Raw genomic sequence first — 14,932 nt, 5'->3', positions numbered from 1 at the left:
GATCAGAGGTCGTCGAGGTTGTCCGGCACGTCGATGTCACCGTCGATGATCGCCTGGCGCGAGTCCTCGAGCGCGTCCACGACGTCGTCGGGCAGGTCACCGTCGAAGTCCTGGCCGATCGTTGCACCGACACCCTCGTCCTCGAGACCGAGGTCGTTCATACCGCTCTCGAACTCGTCGTTGACGACCGCTTCGATCGATTCGTAGACTGCGGTGTCGACGCGTTTGACCATGCTCGCGACGATCACGTCGCTGAACTCCTCGGCGCTGATCGACTGGTCGTCGTCGACGCCGATGGCGAATCGCCCGGCCGACTGTGCAGCCTGGAAGACGCCGCCACCGGTTCCGCCGGCGGCGTGGAACACGACGTCGGCACCCTCGTCGTACATGCCGGTCGCGATCTCCTGGCCGGTCGCCGGGTCGTGCCAGCTGCCGGCGTAGGCAGAGGGTGTTTCGATGCCGTCGTCAGCGTGTTGGGCACCCGCGATGTAACCCGCTTCGAACCGTTCGATGAGAGCGATTTCCTGGCCGCCAACGAAGCCGACCCGCGCGTTGTCGGTGTCCGTTTCACCGGCACCGTGCGCGTAGTCCATCGTCGAGAGCAAGCCGGCCAGGTGGCCGACCTGGAACGAGCCCTCGTGTTCTCTGAACGTGTAGTTCGCGACGTTGTCCGCCTCGACGACGGCGTCGACGAGGGCGAACCGCTGGTCCTCGTACTCCTCGGCGTTCTCGGCGAGGTCGGTTTCGTGGTCGAAGCCGATACAACAGACGAGGTCGATGTCCTCGTCGCTCGCGAACTGGCGTTGCATGTCGTTCATGTCGGCCGGTTCGTCCGGTTCGGCGTTCTGATAGGAGATGCCAAAGTCCTCCTCGGCCTGTTCGATGCCGGCAAAGGCCATGTCGTTGAACGACTCGTCGCCGAGTCCACCGGTCGAGTAAATGATACCCACGGTGATGTCAGAGTCGCCACCATCATCGTCCCCATCGCCAACCAGACAACCAGCCAGTCCAGCCGTTGCACCAACTCCCACCGATGTCAGAAACGTGCGTCGTTGCATACACAGATGTGACTCTGCGCAATCGGTTTATAGATTCGGTTTTGGACGCCCCAGGGTGAATTTTCTTGACCATTCGAGGAGGAAATCAACAAAGGGTTGCTGAACGGTCACTTCGCGTAGTGGGGATCACCGTGCCGGAACGCATCGAGAAGCATCTCGGTAAACCGGTCGCCGTCGACCGATTCGATCACCCGGGTTTTCGCCTCGCCGTCGGTTACCTCGAGTTCGTCCACCAGACTGTAGCCGCGTGTCATGCCCTCTCGGTCGTCGACAGCGACGTGGTACGTACTCGCCTCCTCGACGATATCCGGCTCGAGCAGCGTCGCAATCGTCATCGAATCGGGCTGGGTAGTGACGTCTTCGCCAAGCGAGTCGTGTTCGGACTGGCTGTTGAACTCGCGGACGGCCTCGGTGATCGTCGTGTAAAACTCGGCCAGTGGCGTGTCGATCGATTCGATTTCGGCGAACACGTCGGCATCGAACGTCGAATCGCGGACGGTCACGCCCCAGTCGACCAGCGTGGTCTCGAAGGCGTCCATCACGATGGCGGCGGCGTCGGGGTCGACCCAGAAGTTGTACTCCGCGGCGGGCGTGATGTTGCCCAGCGTGTTCACCGCCCCACCCATGATCAGCACCTCGTCGAGCAACTCCGGCAGGTCGGGTTCGTGCTGGAGCGCAACCGCAACGTTGGTCAGCGGTGCGATACAGACGAGCGAAATCTCGCCCGGGTTCTCTCGAGCGCTCCGAACGATGAAGTCGACGGCGTGTTCGTCTGCCGACTGGATCCCCGTATCCGGGAACAGCTTCCCACCAAGCCCGCCCTCTCCGTGGACGTACTCGGCGAAATCGTGTTCTTTTTGCAGCGGTGATCGAACCCCCTCGTAGACGGGGACTTCGTCAGCCACGCCGGCTAACTCGAGCGTGTACTTCGCGTTCTCGACCTGGTATTCGAAGGGGACGTTGCCCGCACAGATCGTGACCCCCTCCAGATCGACCCGGTCAGACAGTGCAGCCAGGACGAGCGCCTGGGTGTCGTCTCCAGCGGTGTCCGTATCGACGATAATCCGTCTCGAGTCTGTATCACTCATTGGATGGCGGTTGCTCTCGAGAGATAAAGAGACATCGGGTAGCGGAAACCCCTCACCGTCGACGTGTTTCATCACTCCTCGAAATTGATAAGTATTGAATCCATAGCAATACGCACCAGAAATATACTAAACACTATTATTTTCGTAGTAAAACGGCTGCAACGTGGAATCATCTCATCGACCCGCAACTGTCCCTGACGACAACAGCCCCTATCAAGTGCCCAAACACCCATTATCGGGTATGGTTCGCGTCATTCCTGACGACGACATCCGCTCGTTGATCGACCTCGAGACACTCCTCCCAGTCGTCGCCGACGGTTTCGCCGCCCAGTACGCGGGAGCGGTCGAACGGCCGGAACGACCCCACTATCCGATCGGAAGCGGCCTCGAGACGGTAAACCCGGAACAGCCACTCGGAACCGGCCTCTGTATGCCCGCGTACGTCCACGGCTCGCCATACGTCGTCACCAAACTGGCAACCGTCTTCGAGGGGAACGAAGCCCGGGGGTTGCCCACCGTCTCGGCACGGATTGCGGTCGACGACGCCGAAACCGGCCAGCCGCTCGCGTACCTCGCCGGGACGGCGATCACGAACGCACGAACTGGCTGTATCGGCGGCCTCGCCGCCCGCGAACTCGCTCGAAAGGAGCCGGTCTCGCTTGCGGTCATCGGTGCTGGCGCGCAGGCCCGCTGGCAAACGCGAGCCATCGACGCCGCCACCGACCTCGAGTCGGTTCGCGTCTACTCACCCAGCGACTCCCGCGTCCGCTGTGCGGCCGACCTCGACGGCGAACTCTCGGTCCCCGTCGAAGCCGTTTCGAGTCCGGTCCGGGCGCTCGAGGGAGCCAGCGTCGTCGTCACCGCGACCACGAGCACCGAGCCGGTGTTCGACGGGGGCGACCTCGAGGCAGGGGCCCTGGTGATCGCCGTGGGCGCGTACACTCCCGACATGCGTGAACTCGACGACCGGACGCTCGAGCGTGCCGAGCGCGTCTACGCCGATGTCCCCGAAGAAGCACGCGAGACGGGCGACCTGTGCGTTCATCCCGACCTCGAGGTAGACGATTTCGGCGGCCGGTTCGTCGACGAGGGCACGGTCACGTCTCCGATACCTGGACGACAGTCACCGGATGAAATACTCGTCCTCTCGAGTGTCGGAAGTGCCGTCTTCGACGCAGTAACGGCGTCACAACTGTACGAACGAGCACGCGATGAAGGGGTCGGCACAGTTGTCGACCTGTGACCGGCGTCGAGATCATCTCGGCCCGTTGTACACTCGACGATTCGGCCACGACACTCAAATACCGGCCTCGGTAACATATAGAACAGTAACGAGTCTCGATGAGACGGGTGCCTCAGATCGCTAGTGGGTTGTCACAGACGCTGGGAGTGGCAACTACCTCGAGGGGTGACCGTCCGTGAGCCCGCGACACATCCCCATCGTCGACCGGGTTCGAGACGCCTTTTTCGCCCTCGATACCGACTTTCGGTTCACGTACGTCAACGAACGCGCCGAGTCCCTGCTCAGTCGCTCGCGCGAGGACCTGCTGGGCCGCGTCATGTGGGATGAGTTCCCCGAAACCGTCGAAACCCAGTTCCCCGACGGCTTTTATCAGGCGATGGACGAACAGGTTCCCGTCAGTTTCGAAGTGTATCACTCGCCACTCGAGACCTGGTTCGAGACGCGAGCCTGGCCCGACGAGAGTGGCCTCTCGGTCTACATGCGTGACGTCACCGAGCGAAAGGAGCGCGAGACGAAACTGGCACGAAACACCGCGGTGGTCGAGGCGGTCCAGGACGGCATCGTCACCCTCGATGATAATACCCGCATCCTGTCGGTCAATACGACGCTCGAGGAGACGTTCGACGTCGACGCGGGCGAACTGCGGGGCGAACACGTCGAAACCCTGCTCGACATCGCCTCTATCGACGCCGAGGACGCCGTCCGCGTCGGCCGGGCCATTAGCGACGTCGGTGTGGGGACTGGTTCGTTCCGATCGGTCGAGGTCCCCTACACCAACGCAGCTGGTGACAGCGGCGTCGTCGATATCAGGGTCGTTCCTATCGATCACGGGTCGGCCAACGTGGCGTGTATCGCCCGCGACATCACCGATCAGCGCGAATACGAGCGCGTCGTTACCTCGCTGCACGAGGTCACCCGCTGGCTGTTACAATCCGACGAACCCGAGGAGATCTGTGCGATAGCCGTCCACGCCGGCAGCGACCTGCTCAACTTACCGATCAGCGGTGTCTGGCTGCTCGACGACGAATACGGCTATCTCGACCCCGTCGCCGGCACGGCTGGTGCTCACGAAGAGTTCGGCGGCCTCCCCCGGTTTCGCCCCGGCGAGGGCCTCGTCTGGGACGTGTTCGAGAGCGGCGACCTCGAGTACTTCGAAGACCTGCACTCGGTCGAAGGGGTTTACAATCCCGACACCCCCATTCACTCCGAAATTATCGCTCCCATCGGGACCCACGGCATCATGATGACCGGGGCCAAACGCCCCGACCAGTTCAGCGAAACCGACATCGACCTCATCTCGATGCTCGTCGAAAACACCCGTGCAGCCCTCGACCGCGCCATCCGCGAGCAGGTTCTTCGAGAGCGAAGCGACGCGCTCGAGCGCCAGACCAATCGCCTGGAAGCCGTCGCGAACGTCCTCTCGAGCGATCTCAAAGACCAGCTCGAGGCGGTGGCGACGGCGCTGGAAGAAGAACAGCGAACCGAGGCCACCGAGTGGGAGTTCCCGCTCGCCGAAGACACCGTCACCACGACGCTCGACCGAACCGAACGACTCGTCGACGACGTCCAGGAGTTTGCCCGCAACGCGACGGCCGTCGGTCCGCGGACGCGAATCGATCTCGAGGAAGCTATCGATGCGGCGCTCGCCGACTCCAGGCTCGAGCGTCCGTCCATCGTCGTCGACGCCGATGCGACCTTACGTGCTGACCACGAACGGTTCCACAACTTGCTCGAGACCGTCTTCAACGACGTGGCCGCCCGTGCTGACGGACTCGTCACGATTCAGGTCGGGCTCATTGGCTTTTCGACGCCACGGACGGAGACACGCGGATTTTTCCTGATGGACGATGCGGCCGAGGTACCACCAACCGAAAACGAGAATCTGGCCGACCGCGAGCAACGATCACCGAGCACCGTGGGCTTTATCAGCCCGCCGACAAACGAACTGGCACTCGAGGAGCCGGACGCCGCGGTCACTGTCGAAGATGAAACTGCCGAGTCCGCCGAAGCCACCGAAATCGAAACCGAGGGGACGCCAGCCCTGCGTCCAGACGACCGCTCGGAGCGCGGGCTCGGTCTCACGCTGGCTCGAGCCATCGCGGAAGCCCACGACTGGGAACTTCTCGTCAAACGGGGCCAACACGGCGGCACCCGTATCGAAATACGAGACGTGACGACGCTCGAGCAACACTGAGGTTACGACGCTCGAGCAACACTGATACGGTTTACTGTGGTCTCTTCCCGGTGTTTGCCGACCCGGTATGAGCAATCACCGGTAAACAGTTACAGCAGACCATATGAGACGGACTGTTGTCGCCTCTTTCCGATCAGCGTTCTTCCGGCCCACCGGTGACGACGACCGGACGGTCGGCCTCGAGGATGACAGATTGGGTAACGCTTCCGAAGATTGCCTTTCCGACGGGCGAACGCTTGCGCCCGCCGAGGACGATGGCATCGACGTCGAACTCGTCTGCCTCCTGCAGGATGTCGGCGACGGTATCCCCACTCTCGTCCAGAATCGTGGTTTCGACGTCGTGCTCGTCGAAGATCTCTTTCGCTCGGCGGACGGAACCGACCCGAAGTGCCGACTTGAACGGCTGGAGTTCGTCCGGCAGGTCCGCACTCTCGTCCGTGAAGACGAACAGGATGATCGCTTCCACCGCCTCGCTCGCTGCGGGGAGGTCAGTCACGTAGGAGGCCTGGGCTATCGCTCTGCCTTCGTTCGTATCGACGGGAAGTAACACACGATACATGGTACTCTTACGACGGCAACCTCCCTAAATACTGCTGGGTGGTTGCCCTCGCCAGTTCCGGGACGCACGACAACTGGGCAGCCGATATCGGGGGTCCAAAACATTTCAGATTCGATACCAGTGTCTGACGTACGTTTAAGTGTCGTGACTGGTCCCTAGTAGGTATGTCGAAAAACCGTGTCGAGCGACTCGAGGCGACCGTCAAGGAACTGGAGTCCACAGTCGAGGGGCTCACCGAGGAACTCGTCGAATCGAAAGAGCGTATCCGCATTCTCGAGGCCGAACTCGATGCCGAGGTACCCACACGGGTACCGGAACGCCGCTCATCGGCCGTTATCGACGGCGAGAGCGACGGTAAAACGCCCGAAGCCGCACAGAACGACGTGGACGAAGCCGCCGCCGAAGCCGAAGACGACGCCGACCTCGAGGACGAACCAGAAGACTCAGGTACCGACGACATTATCGTCGCATAATACGTTCCGACCGCGTTTCGACGGCCGGGACCCCGTGGCAGAAGGGAGTAACTATGCACATCAAGGCGCTCGTCTTAGACAATTTCAAGAGTTTCGGCCGGAAGACGAAAATCCCGTTTTACGAGGATTTTACCGTCGTTACGGGCCCGAACGGGTCGGGGAAATCCAACATCATCGACGCCGTGTTGTTCGCCCTCGGGTTAGCCCGAACGCGTGGCATCCGCGCGGAAAAACTGACCGACCTGATCTACAACCCCGGTCACGACGGCGACGGCGACTCGATGGGGCCGCGAGAGGCTATCGTCGAAGTCATTCTCGACAACAGCGACGAAACCCTGACCCGTTCGCAGGTCGTCAACGCCGCCGGCAGCGACGACGTCGGCGACTGCGAAGAGATCCGCATCCGGCGGCGTATCAAACGCACCGAGGACAACTACTACTCGTATTACTACCTCAACGACCGCTCGGTCAACCTCTCCGATATCCAGGACCTCCTCGCGCAGGCCGGTGTCACCCCCGAAGGCTACAACGTCGTCATGCAGGGTGACGTCACCGAAATCATCAACATGACGCCGTACAACCGGCGTCAGATCATCGACGAAATCGCCGGCGTCGCCGAGTTCGACGCGAAAAAGGAAGACGCGTTCGAGGAACTCGAGGTCGTTCAGGAACGAATCGACGAAGCCACCCTCCGCATCGAAGAGAAACGCGACCGTCTCGTCCAGCTCGAAGACGAACGTCGGATGGCCCTTCGCTATCGCCGTCTCAAAGACGAGAAAGACGAGTACGAGGGGTATCTGAAAGCCAGCGAACTCGAGGACAAACGCGACGACCTGACACGGGTCCAGTCCCGCATCGAAACGCTCGAAGACGACCTCGCGGACCTCCAGCGCGAACTCGACGAACGCCAGGGGAAAGTGTTGCGCCTCGAAGAAGACCTCGAGGACCTGAACGCCGAAATCGAGCGCAAAGGCGAGGACGAACAGCTCCAGATCAAAAGCGAAATCGAGTCCGTCAAAGGCGAAATCTCACGACTCGAGGATCGGATCGATGCGACCGAAGAACGCATCGATGAGGCCGAATCAACGCGACGAGAAGCGTTCGTCCAGATCGACCGCAAACAGGAACAGGTCGCTGACCTCGAGAGCGAGATGCGCGAGTACAAACTCGAGAAAGCTTCGCTCAAAGCCGAAATTGGGGAGCGAGAGGCCGAACGCGAGCGTCTCGAGACCGAAATCGAGAACGTCGACACCGAGTACGACGAGGTCAAAGCCGCCCTTCAGGCGGAAAAAGACAACCTCGAGGCGGCCAAAACCGCGAAAAACGACCTCCAGCGAGAACAAGACCGGTTATTAGACGAAGCCCGCAGACGGTCGAACGCCGTCAGCGAGAAAGAAGACGCCATCGAAGCCAAACGCGAGACGCTGCCCGAAGTCGAAACCGAGCGAAACGACCTCGAGCGCGAACTCGAGAAGGCGACGACCAATCGAAAGAACATCACTGACGTCGTCGATGACCTCCGGGAGGAAAAACGCGAGTTACAAACGAAACTCGACGATATCGACGACGAGTTGCAGGCCAAACAGGCCGAGTACGCCGAACTCGAGGCCAACGCTGGCCAGAGCGGTGACTCGTCGTACGGCCGCGCGGTCACCACCATCAACAACGCGAGCATCGAGGGCGTTCACGGCCCGGTGGCCGAACTTGGAAGCGTCTCGGGCGAGTACGCCGTCGCCTGTGAGACGGCTGCCGGTGGCCGGCTGGCGAACGTCGTCGTCGACGATGACGTCGTCGGCCAGCAGTGTATCGAGTACCTGAAATCGCGAAACGCCGGCCGAGCGACGTTCCTTCCGATGACGAAAATGCGCAGTCGTGGGCTGCCAAACGCGCCATCGGATCCAGGCGTCGTCGACTTCGCGTACAATCTCGTCGACTTCGATTCCCAGTACGAGAGCGTCTTTTCGTACGTCCTCGGCGACACCCTCGTCGTCGAAGATATCGAGACGGCACGTGCCTACATGGGCGACTACCGCATGGTCACCCTCGACGGTGATCTGGTCGAAAAGAGCGGCGCGATGACCGGCGGATCGCGCAAAGGTTCCCGGTACTCCTTTGCGAGCGGCGGGAAAGGCCAACTCGAGCGCGTCGCGACCGAAATCACCCAGTTACAGGACCGCAAGCAGTCGGTCCGAGGCGACCTGCGTGGCGTCGACGACCGCCTCGAGGACGCCAGAGATCGCCAGACAGATGCCGCCGACGAGGTGCGTTCCATCGAGAACGAACTCGAGAAACTCGAGGAGAAACGTGGTCGCGTCGAAGGCGAAATCGAGACGCTCGAGAACGAAATCGACGATCTCGAAGACGAACGCGAGACCGTCGACGAGCGGATGACCGAACTTGCAAGCGAAATCGAGACGAAAAACGACGAGATCGACGCTATCGAAGCCGAGATTTCGGACCTCGAGGCCGAACTGGCGGACTCGAAGATTCCCGAGCTCACGGCACAGATCGAGGAACTCGACGCCGAGATCGACGAACGCGAAGATCGAATGGACGACCTCGATAGCTCGCTCAACGAGTTGAGTCTCGAAAAGCAGTACGCCGAGGACGCCATCGAGGACCTCCACGACGACATCGAAACCGCCCAGAACCGGATCGCGGAGTTCGAATCGACGATCGAGGATTGTGAGGCCGCTATCGACGACAAACGGGAGGAACTCGAAGCCAAACGCGAGGCCGTCGAAGAACTCGAGGACGAACTCGCCGAACTCAAAGCCGAACGAAGCGAGTGCAAAGAGGCTGTCGCGGAGGCCCGAACCGCTCGCGACCAGCAACAGGACCGGGTGAACACTGTCGAGAACAAACTCGAGTCCGCCCAAGAACGGGCCGACGCGCTCGAGTGGGAGGTCGACTCCCTCGAGGCCGACGTCGGCGAGTACGACCCCGAGGAGATTCCCGACCACGATACCGTCACCGAGATGATCGAGTTGCTCGAGGCGGACATGGAAGCGCTCGAACCGGTCAACATGCTCGCCATCGACGAGTACGACGAGGTGCGGTCGGACCTCGAGACGCTCGAAGAGGGGAAGGCCACGCTGGTGGAGGAAGCCGACGGCATCCGGGAGCGCATCGAGCAGTACGAAACCCAGAAGAAACGGACGTTCATGGACGCCTACGACGAAATCGCCGCCCACTTCACCGAAATTTTCGAAAAACTCTCCGAGGGGACGGGGACGCTCCATCTGGAGAACGAGGACGACCCGTTCGACGGCGGCCTGACGATGAAAGCCCAGCCCGGCGACAAGCCGATTCAGCGTCTCGATGCGATGTCCGGGGGCGAAAAGTCGCTGACCGCACTGGCGTTTATCTTCGCCATCCAGCGACACAACCCCGCGCCGTTCTACGCACTGGACGAGGTCGACGCCTTCCTCGACGCGGTCAACGCCGAACGGGTCGGTCAGATGGTCGACGAACTCGCCGGTCGCGCCCAGTTCGTGGTCGTCTCCCATCGCTCGGCGATGCTCGATCGCTCCGAACGGGCAATCGGCGTGACCATGCAACAGGACAACGTCTCCGCGGTGACCGGCATCGACCTGAGTGGTTCCGACTCGAGCGGGGACGACGGCGACAACCCGGACGAAACCGAGGTGCCGGCCGATGACTGAGGACGATATCCCGCTCCAGATTGCGGGTCACGAAGACCGCGAACGGCCGGGAACGAAAGAGCGGTCGCCGCCGGGCGGTGACACGACTCTCGAGTTCCACGAAGCGGAGATGGACGTCGATGAGTTGGAAAGCGAGGGAGAGAAAGCGGATGGCGACGACGAGGACGTCGAACCCGTCGAACTGCTGGTCCAACTCGCCAAAGACGGCGAGATCGACCCCTGGGACATCGACATCGTCACCGTCACCGACCGTTTCCTCGAGGCACTCGACGACGCCGACCTCAGAACCTCGGGGCGAGCGCTGTTTTACGCGAGCGTCCTGTTGCGGATGAAAAGCGACGAACTGTTCGCCCCTGACCAGCCCGAGGAAGAGGAACTGCCGCCCTGGGAAGCCCCGTTCGCGGACGATGGCGCTATGGACGACGTCGAACCGGGATTCGACCCCGTCGCGGGCCTCGAGGCGGAGATGGACCGTCGCCTCGAGCGCAAGCACGCCCGTGGCAAGCCCGAAACGCTGGACGAACTCGTCAGGGAGTTACGCGATGCCGAACGCGGCACCTGGTGGAAGTCCTCGCGCAGCTACGACACGAGCGACTCGCCCAGCGGCTACGGTCGCGGGACCCAGGAGTTACACTACCACTCGGGCGACGACTTCCGCGTGGACGACGAACCGACGGCGAGCGACGTGACGCACACGGCCCACGAGGAGGATATCGAGACCGTGATCGACGACGTCGACGAAGTCCTCACCGAACACTACGACAGGGGCCGCGAGGAGGTGCTGTACGCCGAAATCGAAGAGGTAGGCGGCTCACGCGTCATGACCTATCTGGCCTTGCTCTTTCTCGCCCACCGGGGTCGGCTCGTCCTCGAGCAGGACGAACTGTTCGGCGATCTCTGGATCCAGCGAGCGGTTCCGGAGACGGAAACCAGTGAAGCGATTGCCGACTGAAATTATTGGTAGCATATTTGTAGTATACCGGTGGTGAGTTGGTAGTGAGTTGGTGCTATATTGATAGTATGTCAGAACAAATTTACTAAATATTCAGTATAGACGCAATAGTAAACTCGAGTCGGTGCAATCACCTCGAGATTCGTCGATACACCCTTCCCACGAACGATGGACGATCAGAACGGTTTTACTGTTACCTGGTGAACATGTGCGTAGATGTCTAGACCCGACGACGTCCTCTATCGCACTCGAGTGGGAGCTTTCGCCCTCCTACGAAAGATACTCCCAGCGGTCCTGCTTTGTTTTCTGCTCATCTGGCCGATGGTCGTCTTCGACCCGCCGTGGGGAGCCCTGCTCGGCTGGGTCAGTTTCTTCATCGGCGGGTTCGTTATCTGGATCGCCAGGGGAATCCCCCTGTACCCCGCGCACACCTTCGGCGTCGAACACCGCATCGACGAGGACACGTTCGACGGGCCACGAAAACACTGCACGGAGTGTGGCACGACGGCGACACAGGGGCTACGCAGACGCTACACCCGCCAGTTCGTCGTCTTCGGGATTCCGCTGCACACCCTCGAGTGGGGAATCAACGACTACTGTCTGGAGTGTGCGCGACCCGGTGGCGGACCGGGCGTCCACGAGACGGAGGCGGTCAAGCGAGTGCAAGAAAACGACGAAAGCGCCGAACGCGAACTCGAGCGGGCCTTCGAGGGATAAGATGAGCGAGCCACCGAGAAGTCTCGACCGACGGCTCCGACGGGTCGCCGACAGCCTCGGGTTCGCGCTCCTCTGGGGCTGGATACTGATTTCGCTGTTTTTCGTACCGACCTGGCTCGGCTACTGGTGGGTCGGGACGCTGTTGTTCGCCGTAGGCTTGCTGATCTGCTGGCAGGCGGCGAGTGCGACGACCCATCCAGTCTCCGTGATCGGCACACGGCGTTCGGTGTCGACCGCGGCCGTGACCGACGAGACGGTTTCCTGTGACGAGTGTGGACGTCCCGCCGACGGCGGCGAGCGTCGCCGCTACGCGACTCGACGGGTGCTGTTCGGGACCACCGTCGCGGTGCCAGAGTGGGGCGAGAACGTCTACTGCCCGGCCTGTCTCGAGGCCGAACGAGAACCTCCAGACAGTACGTCGCCGACTGAACCCACCGAATACACCGACTCGAGCGAACTCGAGCAAACCGACTCGTCCGAACTGGCTCGAGAATCAGACGGATAGCCGAGTACTGCACCCTCGAGACCACATTTATACGGACTCTCCGCAATCGTGACGTATGGCCGGCGTCGCCACGCTGACCGAACCGCAGGTGCTCGCCCACACGAAACAGCGGTTGTTTCCGGAGGCGTCCGAACCGAACAGCTACGTCGTCAGCGATACCCAGTTTGGGAAAGACGAGTGGCTCCCCGGCCGACCGATTCCGGCCGATGTCCGAACGCAGTTGGCTCCGTTCAATCACGTCGAGGTTGGCTCGGGGTACCCCGATCTGGTAGGCGTTCGCTCGCTCGAGTCGGAGCTCCTCGCCGTCGAACGCTTCGGCTCCCAGCCGCCGTTGATCGCCGTCGAAGCGAAAGGCTACACCGAAAGCGGCGGCGTCGACGTCGAACGCGGGGTCCTCCAGGCGTACGACCGATTGCACGAGGCCAACGCCGCCTACGTCGCTGCGCCCACCGACTCGATTGCGCCCTCGGTGCGCACGCTCGCTCGCGAACTCAACGTCGGCGTCCTCGGCGTCGAAGCCGACGGCGTCGTCGAACCGCTCGAAGTACCTCGAGTCGTCGGGAACCGAACGACCGGCGACGCCAGTGCGATACGGTTTCAGGCGACGGCCCAGGGTGTCGCCGACAAATCCTTCAGCCTGAACCACCCGAAGAACTACCTCGCGTACCCCCTGGCACTGTATCATCCCGACCCGACCGACGAACTGCTGGCCGAACACGTCGTCCGGGCCGTCGACGGGGCCCGGCAGGGGGCGACGTTTCTCGGACTCGTTAGCGAGTCGCCAACCGGGACGAGTCTCACACCGCTGGGCCGAGAAGTCGTTCGTTTTGCGCACACCGAATACGGGTCTGTCGACGCCGCTATCCGTTCGTTTGCCGCGTGGAGCGGCTCGAGAAAGCGCTTCTGTTCGATAGCGCCGAAGTGGGGGTTGGTGACCAGACGCGTCATCTGGGCGTACCCCGCCACGAAGTTGTTGGTGACCGAACTCCAGACGATGTACGAAGACGGCATTACCGACCCCTCGCTCGTCGATCTCGTCGAGTGGTTGCACGTCCAGCAGCCCACGTTCGCCGTCGAGTTGTTCCTCCGTGGTACCGACGACGTACGCGCTCGAGCGCTGACCGAAGACGGCAATCTGCTCGCCAGCCAGCTCGAGGACGGGGCAATCTATCACTCACCGACGGTCTTCCAGCTCAAGGCAATGTTGTATCACAGCGGACTGCTCACCGAGCGCGGAGCCGAACCCAACCGTCTCGACCCGCTCGAGGACCGGTGGACGTTACGGGAACCGCTCGAGGCTGTATGAAAACTCCTACAGACCAATCGCTTCGATCTGTTCTTGATACCGGTTCCGAATCGTGACCTCCGTTACCTGTGCAACGGAGGCTACCTCCCGCTGGGTCTTCTTTTCGTTACACAACAGCGAACTGGCGTAGATGGCTGCGGCTGCGTATCCGGTCGGTGATTTCCCCGAAAGTAAGCCTTTCTCCGTCGTGACGTCGATAATTTCGTTGGCCTTGCTCTGTACCTCTTCGGAGAGTTCGAGTTCGGAGCAAAATCGCGGGACGTACTTTTTCGGGTTGACCGGTTCCATCTCGAGGCCCAGTTCCTGGGCGACGTATCGATACGTTCGGCCGATCTCTTTGCGGTCGACACGGGAGACGCCGGCGACTTCCTCGAGGCTCCGCGGAATGCCTTCCATCCGACAGGCAGCGTACAGAGCCGACGTCGCGACGCCTTCGATGGAGCGACCGCGGATCAGGTCCTCGGTGAGCGCACGCCGATAGATCATACAGGCGACTTCACGAACGGAGCGCGGAATGCCCATCGCCGAGGACATCCGGTCGATTTCCGAAAGCGCAAACTGGAGGTTGCGTTCGCCCGCGTCCTTGGTCCGAATACGCTCTTGCCACTTGCGCAGTCGGTGCATCTGACTGCGCTTTTCCGAGGACAGCGACCGGCCGTAGGCATCCCGATCTTTCCAGTCGATAGCCGTGGTCAGCCCCTTGTCGTGCATCGTCTGGGTCGTCGGCGCGCCGACGCGGGATTTGTTCTGGCGCTCGCTGTGGTTGAACGCACGCCACTCGGGCCCGCGGTCGATGCTACTTTCCTCGAGAATCAGGCCACAGTCTTCACAGCTGACTTCGCTGCCGTTGGCGCTGGTCACCAGCGAGTCAGACGCACATTCCGGGCAGCGTCTCACGCCCTCCTCGTCCACTTCAGGAGTCCGCTCCGTTTGGTCCTCCTCGAGTGCCGTTTCAGTCGCGGTCTGCGCGGCTCCCTCTCTCTCGCGGCTGGGGCGTATCATCGGTTCACCCCAATCGAAGCGATGGGCGACATTAAGCACTGTGTCTGTTTGACAGACACATCATATTCAAAACATACGTGAAATGTTTTGGAAATACGTCCAACGTTTTCAAGATGCGTGGAACGGGGAGCCAGTCGCAGATGGGAACGAGACTGCTCGAGGGGAGTTCA

At 61.6% G+C, this 14,932-nt stretch carries 12 protein-coding genes; 8 read left to right on the top strand and 4 right to left on the bottom strand.

What is annotated here, in order from left to right; translation table 11 throughout:
* Window positions 1–2: 2 nt before the first annotated feature.
* Both NLK60_RS15350 and NLK60_RS15345 read right to left on the bottom strand, forming a co-directional pair.
* Complete coding sequence (locus NLK60_RS15350; protein WP_254808646.1) at window positions 3–1,058, bottom strand: BMP family lipoprotein; 1,056 nt, start codon at window positions 1,056–1,058, stop codon at window positions 3–5.
* 107 nt (window positions 1,059–1,165) lie between these two features.
* Window positions 1,166–2,146 carry a nucleoside hydrolase gene (locus tag NLK60_RS15345; RefSeq protein WP_254808645.1) on the bottom strand — a complete coding sequence of 327 codons (981 nt, stop codon included), beginning with the start codon at window positions 2,144–2,146 and terminating at the stop codon, window positions 1,166–1,168.
* 241 nt (window positions 2,147–2,387) lie between these two features.
* On the opposite strand from NLK60_RS15345, the gene NLK60_RS15340 reads away from it, so the two are divergent.
* Together NLK60_RS15340 and NLK60_RS15335 are read left to right on the top strand one after the other, a co-directional pair.
* Entirely contained in the window at window positions 2,388–3,389 is a 1,002-nt protein-coding gene (locus tag NLK60_RS15340; RefSeq protein WP_254808644.1) for an ornithine cyclodeaminase family protein, read from the top strand.
* 175 nt (window positions 3,390–3,564) lie between these two features.
* On the top strand, window positions 3,565–5,583 hold the full coding sequence (locus NLK60_RS15335; protein ID WP_254808643.1) for a PAS domain-containing protein: 2,019 nt from the start codon (window positions 3,565–3,567) through the stop codon (window positions 5,581–5,583).
* A gap of 133 nt (window positions 5,584–5,716) precedes the next feature.
* On the opposite strand, the gene NLK60_RS15330 is transcribed toward NLK60_RS15335, so the two are convergent.
* Complete coding sequence (locus tag NLK60_RS15330) at window positions 5,717–6,142, bottom strand: universal stress protein (protein WP_254808642.1); 426 nt, start codon at window positions 6,140–6,142, stop codon at window positions 5,717–5,719.
* Window positions 6,143–6,306: 164 nt separating this feature from the next.
* On the opposite strand from NLK60_RS15330, the gene NLK60_RS15325 reads away from it, so the two are divergent.
* The 6 genes from NLK60_RS15325 (at window position 6,307) to NLK60_RS15300 (ending at window position 13,760) form a co-directional block, all read left to right on the top strand.
* Window positions 6,307–6,615: a DUF7518 family protein gene (locus tag NLK60_RS15325; protein WP_254808641.1), complete on the top strand. Its 309-nt coding sequence runs from the start codon at window positions 6,307–6,309 to the stop codon at window positions 6,613–6,615.
* A gap of 53 nt (window positions 6,616–6,668) precedes the next feature.
* On the top strand, window positions 6,669–10,280 hold the full coding sequence (gene smc / locus NLK60_RS15320; RefSeq protein WP_254808640.1) for a chromosome segregation protein SMC: 3,612 nt from the start codon (window positions 6,669–6,671) through the stop codon (window positions 10,278–10,280).
* Window positions 10,273–11,232, top strand: a complete 960-nt coding sequence (locus NLK60_RS15315) for a segregation and condensation protein A (protein WP_254808639.1) — start codon at window positions 10,273–10,275, stop codon at window positions 11,230–11,232. The genes smc and NLK60_RS15315 overlap by 8 nt, the downstream gene beginning before the upstream one ends.
* 216 nt (window positions 11,233–11,448) lie before the next feature.
* Window positions 11,449–11,949 carry a DUF8108 domain-containing protein gene (locus NLK60_RS15310; RefSeq protein ID WP_254808638.1) on the top strand — a complete coding sequence of 167 codons (501 nt, stop codon included), beginning with the start codon at window positions 11,449–11,451 and terminating at the stop codon, window positions 11,947–11,949.
* Window position 11,950: 1 nt separating this feature from the next.
* A complete protein-coding gene (locus NLK60_RS15305; RefSeq protein ID WP_254808637.1) occupies window positions 11,951–12,454 on the top strand; it encodes a DUF8108 domain-containing protein in 504 nt (167 codons plus the stop codon).
* Window positions 12,455–12,509: 55 nt separating this feature from the next.
* Window positions 12,510–13,760, top strand: coding sequence for a hypothetical protein (locus NLK60_RS15300; RefSeq protein WP_254808636.1), 1,251 nt, complete (start codon window positions 12,510–12,512; stop codon window positions 13,758–13,760).
* 6 nt (window positions 13,761–13,766) lie between these two features.
* Here NLK60_RS15300 and NLK60_RS15295 read toward each other — a convergent pair whose 3' ends face one another.
* A complete protein-coding gene (locus tag NLK60_RS15295) occupies window positions 13,767–14,762 on the bottom strand; it encodes a transcription initiation factor IIB (RefSeq protein WP_254808635.1) in 996 nt (331 codons plus the stop codon).
* Window positions 14,763–14,932: the final 170 nt, after the last annotated feature.

The organism is Natronosalvus amylolyticus (assembly GCF_024298845.1).
Classification (GTDB): Archaea; Halobacteriota; Halobacteria; order Halobacteriales; family Natrialbaceae; genus Natronosalvus; species Natronosalvus amylolyticus.
This window is presented reverse-complemented; position numbering and strand designations above follow the sequence as displayed.

What these genes read in the sequence shown, in the direction of transcription:
- NLK60_RS15350 (WP_254808646.1), bottom strand. Translation starts at nt 1,058, where the DNA reads ATGCAACGACGCACGTTTCTGACATCGGTGGGAGTTGGTGCAACGGCT.
- NLK60_RS15345 (WP_254808645.1), bottom strand. Translation starts at nt 2,146, where the DNA reads ATGAGTGATACAGACTCGAGACGGATTATCGTCGATACGGACACCGCT.
- NLK60_RS15340 (WP_254808644.1), top strand. Translation starts at nt 2,388, where the DNA reads ATGGTTCGCGTCATTCCTGACGACGACATCCGCTCGTTGATCGACCTC.
- NLK60_RS15330 (WP_254808642.1), bottom strand. Translation starts at nt 6,142, where the DNA reads ATGTATCGTGTGTTACTTCCCGTCGATACGAACGAAGGCAGAGCGATA.
- NLK60_RS15325 (WP_254808641.1), top strand. Translation starts at nt 6,307, where the DNA reads ATGTCGAAAAACCGTGTCGAGCGACTCGAGGCGACCGTCAAGGAACTG.
- smc (WP_254808640.1), top strand. Translation starts at nt 6,669, where the DNA reads ATGCACATCAAGGCGCTCGTCTTAGACAATTTCAAGAGTTTCGGCCGG.
- NLK60_RS15315 (WP_254808639.1), top strand. Translation starts at nt 10,273, where the DNA reads ATGACTGAGGACGATATCCCGCTCCAGATTGCGGGTCACGAAGACCGC.
- NLK60_RS15310 (WP_254808638.1), top strand. Translation starts at nt 11,449, where the DNA reads ATGTCTAGACCCGACGACGTCCTCTATCGCACTCGAGTGGGAGCTTTC.
- NLK60_RS15305 (WP_254808637.1), top strand. Translation starts at nt 11,951, where the DNA reads ATGAGCGAGCCACCGAGAAGTCTCGACCGACGGCTCCGACGGGTCGCC.
- NLK60_RS15300 (WP_254808636.1), top strand. Translation starts at nt 12,510, where the DNA reads ATGGCCGGCGTCGCCACGCTGACCGAACCGCAGGTGCTCGCCCACACG.
- NLK60_RS15295 (WP_254808635.1), bottom strand. Translation starts at nt 14,762, where the DNA reads ATGATACGCCCCAGCCGCGAGAGAGAGGGAGCCGCGCAGACCGCGACT.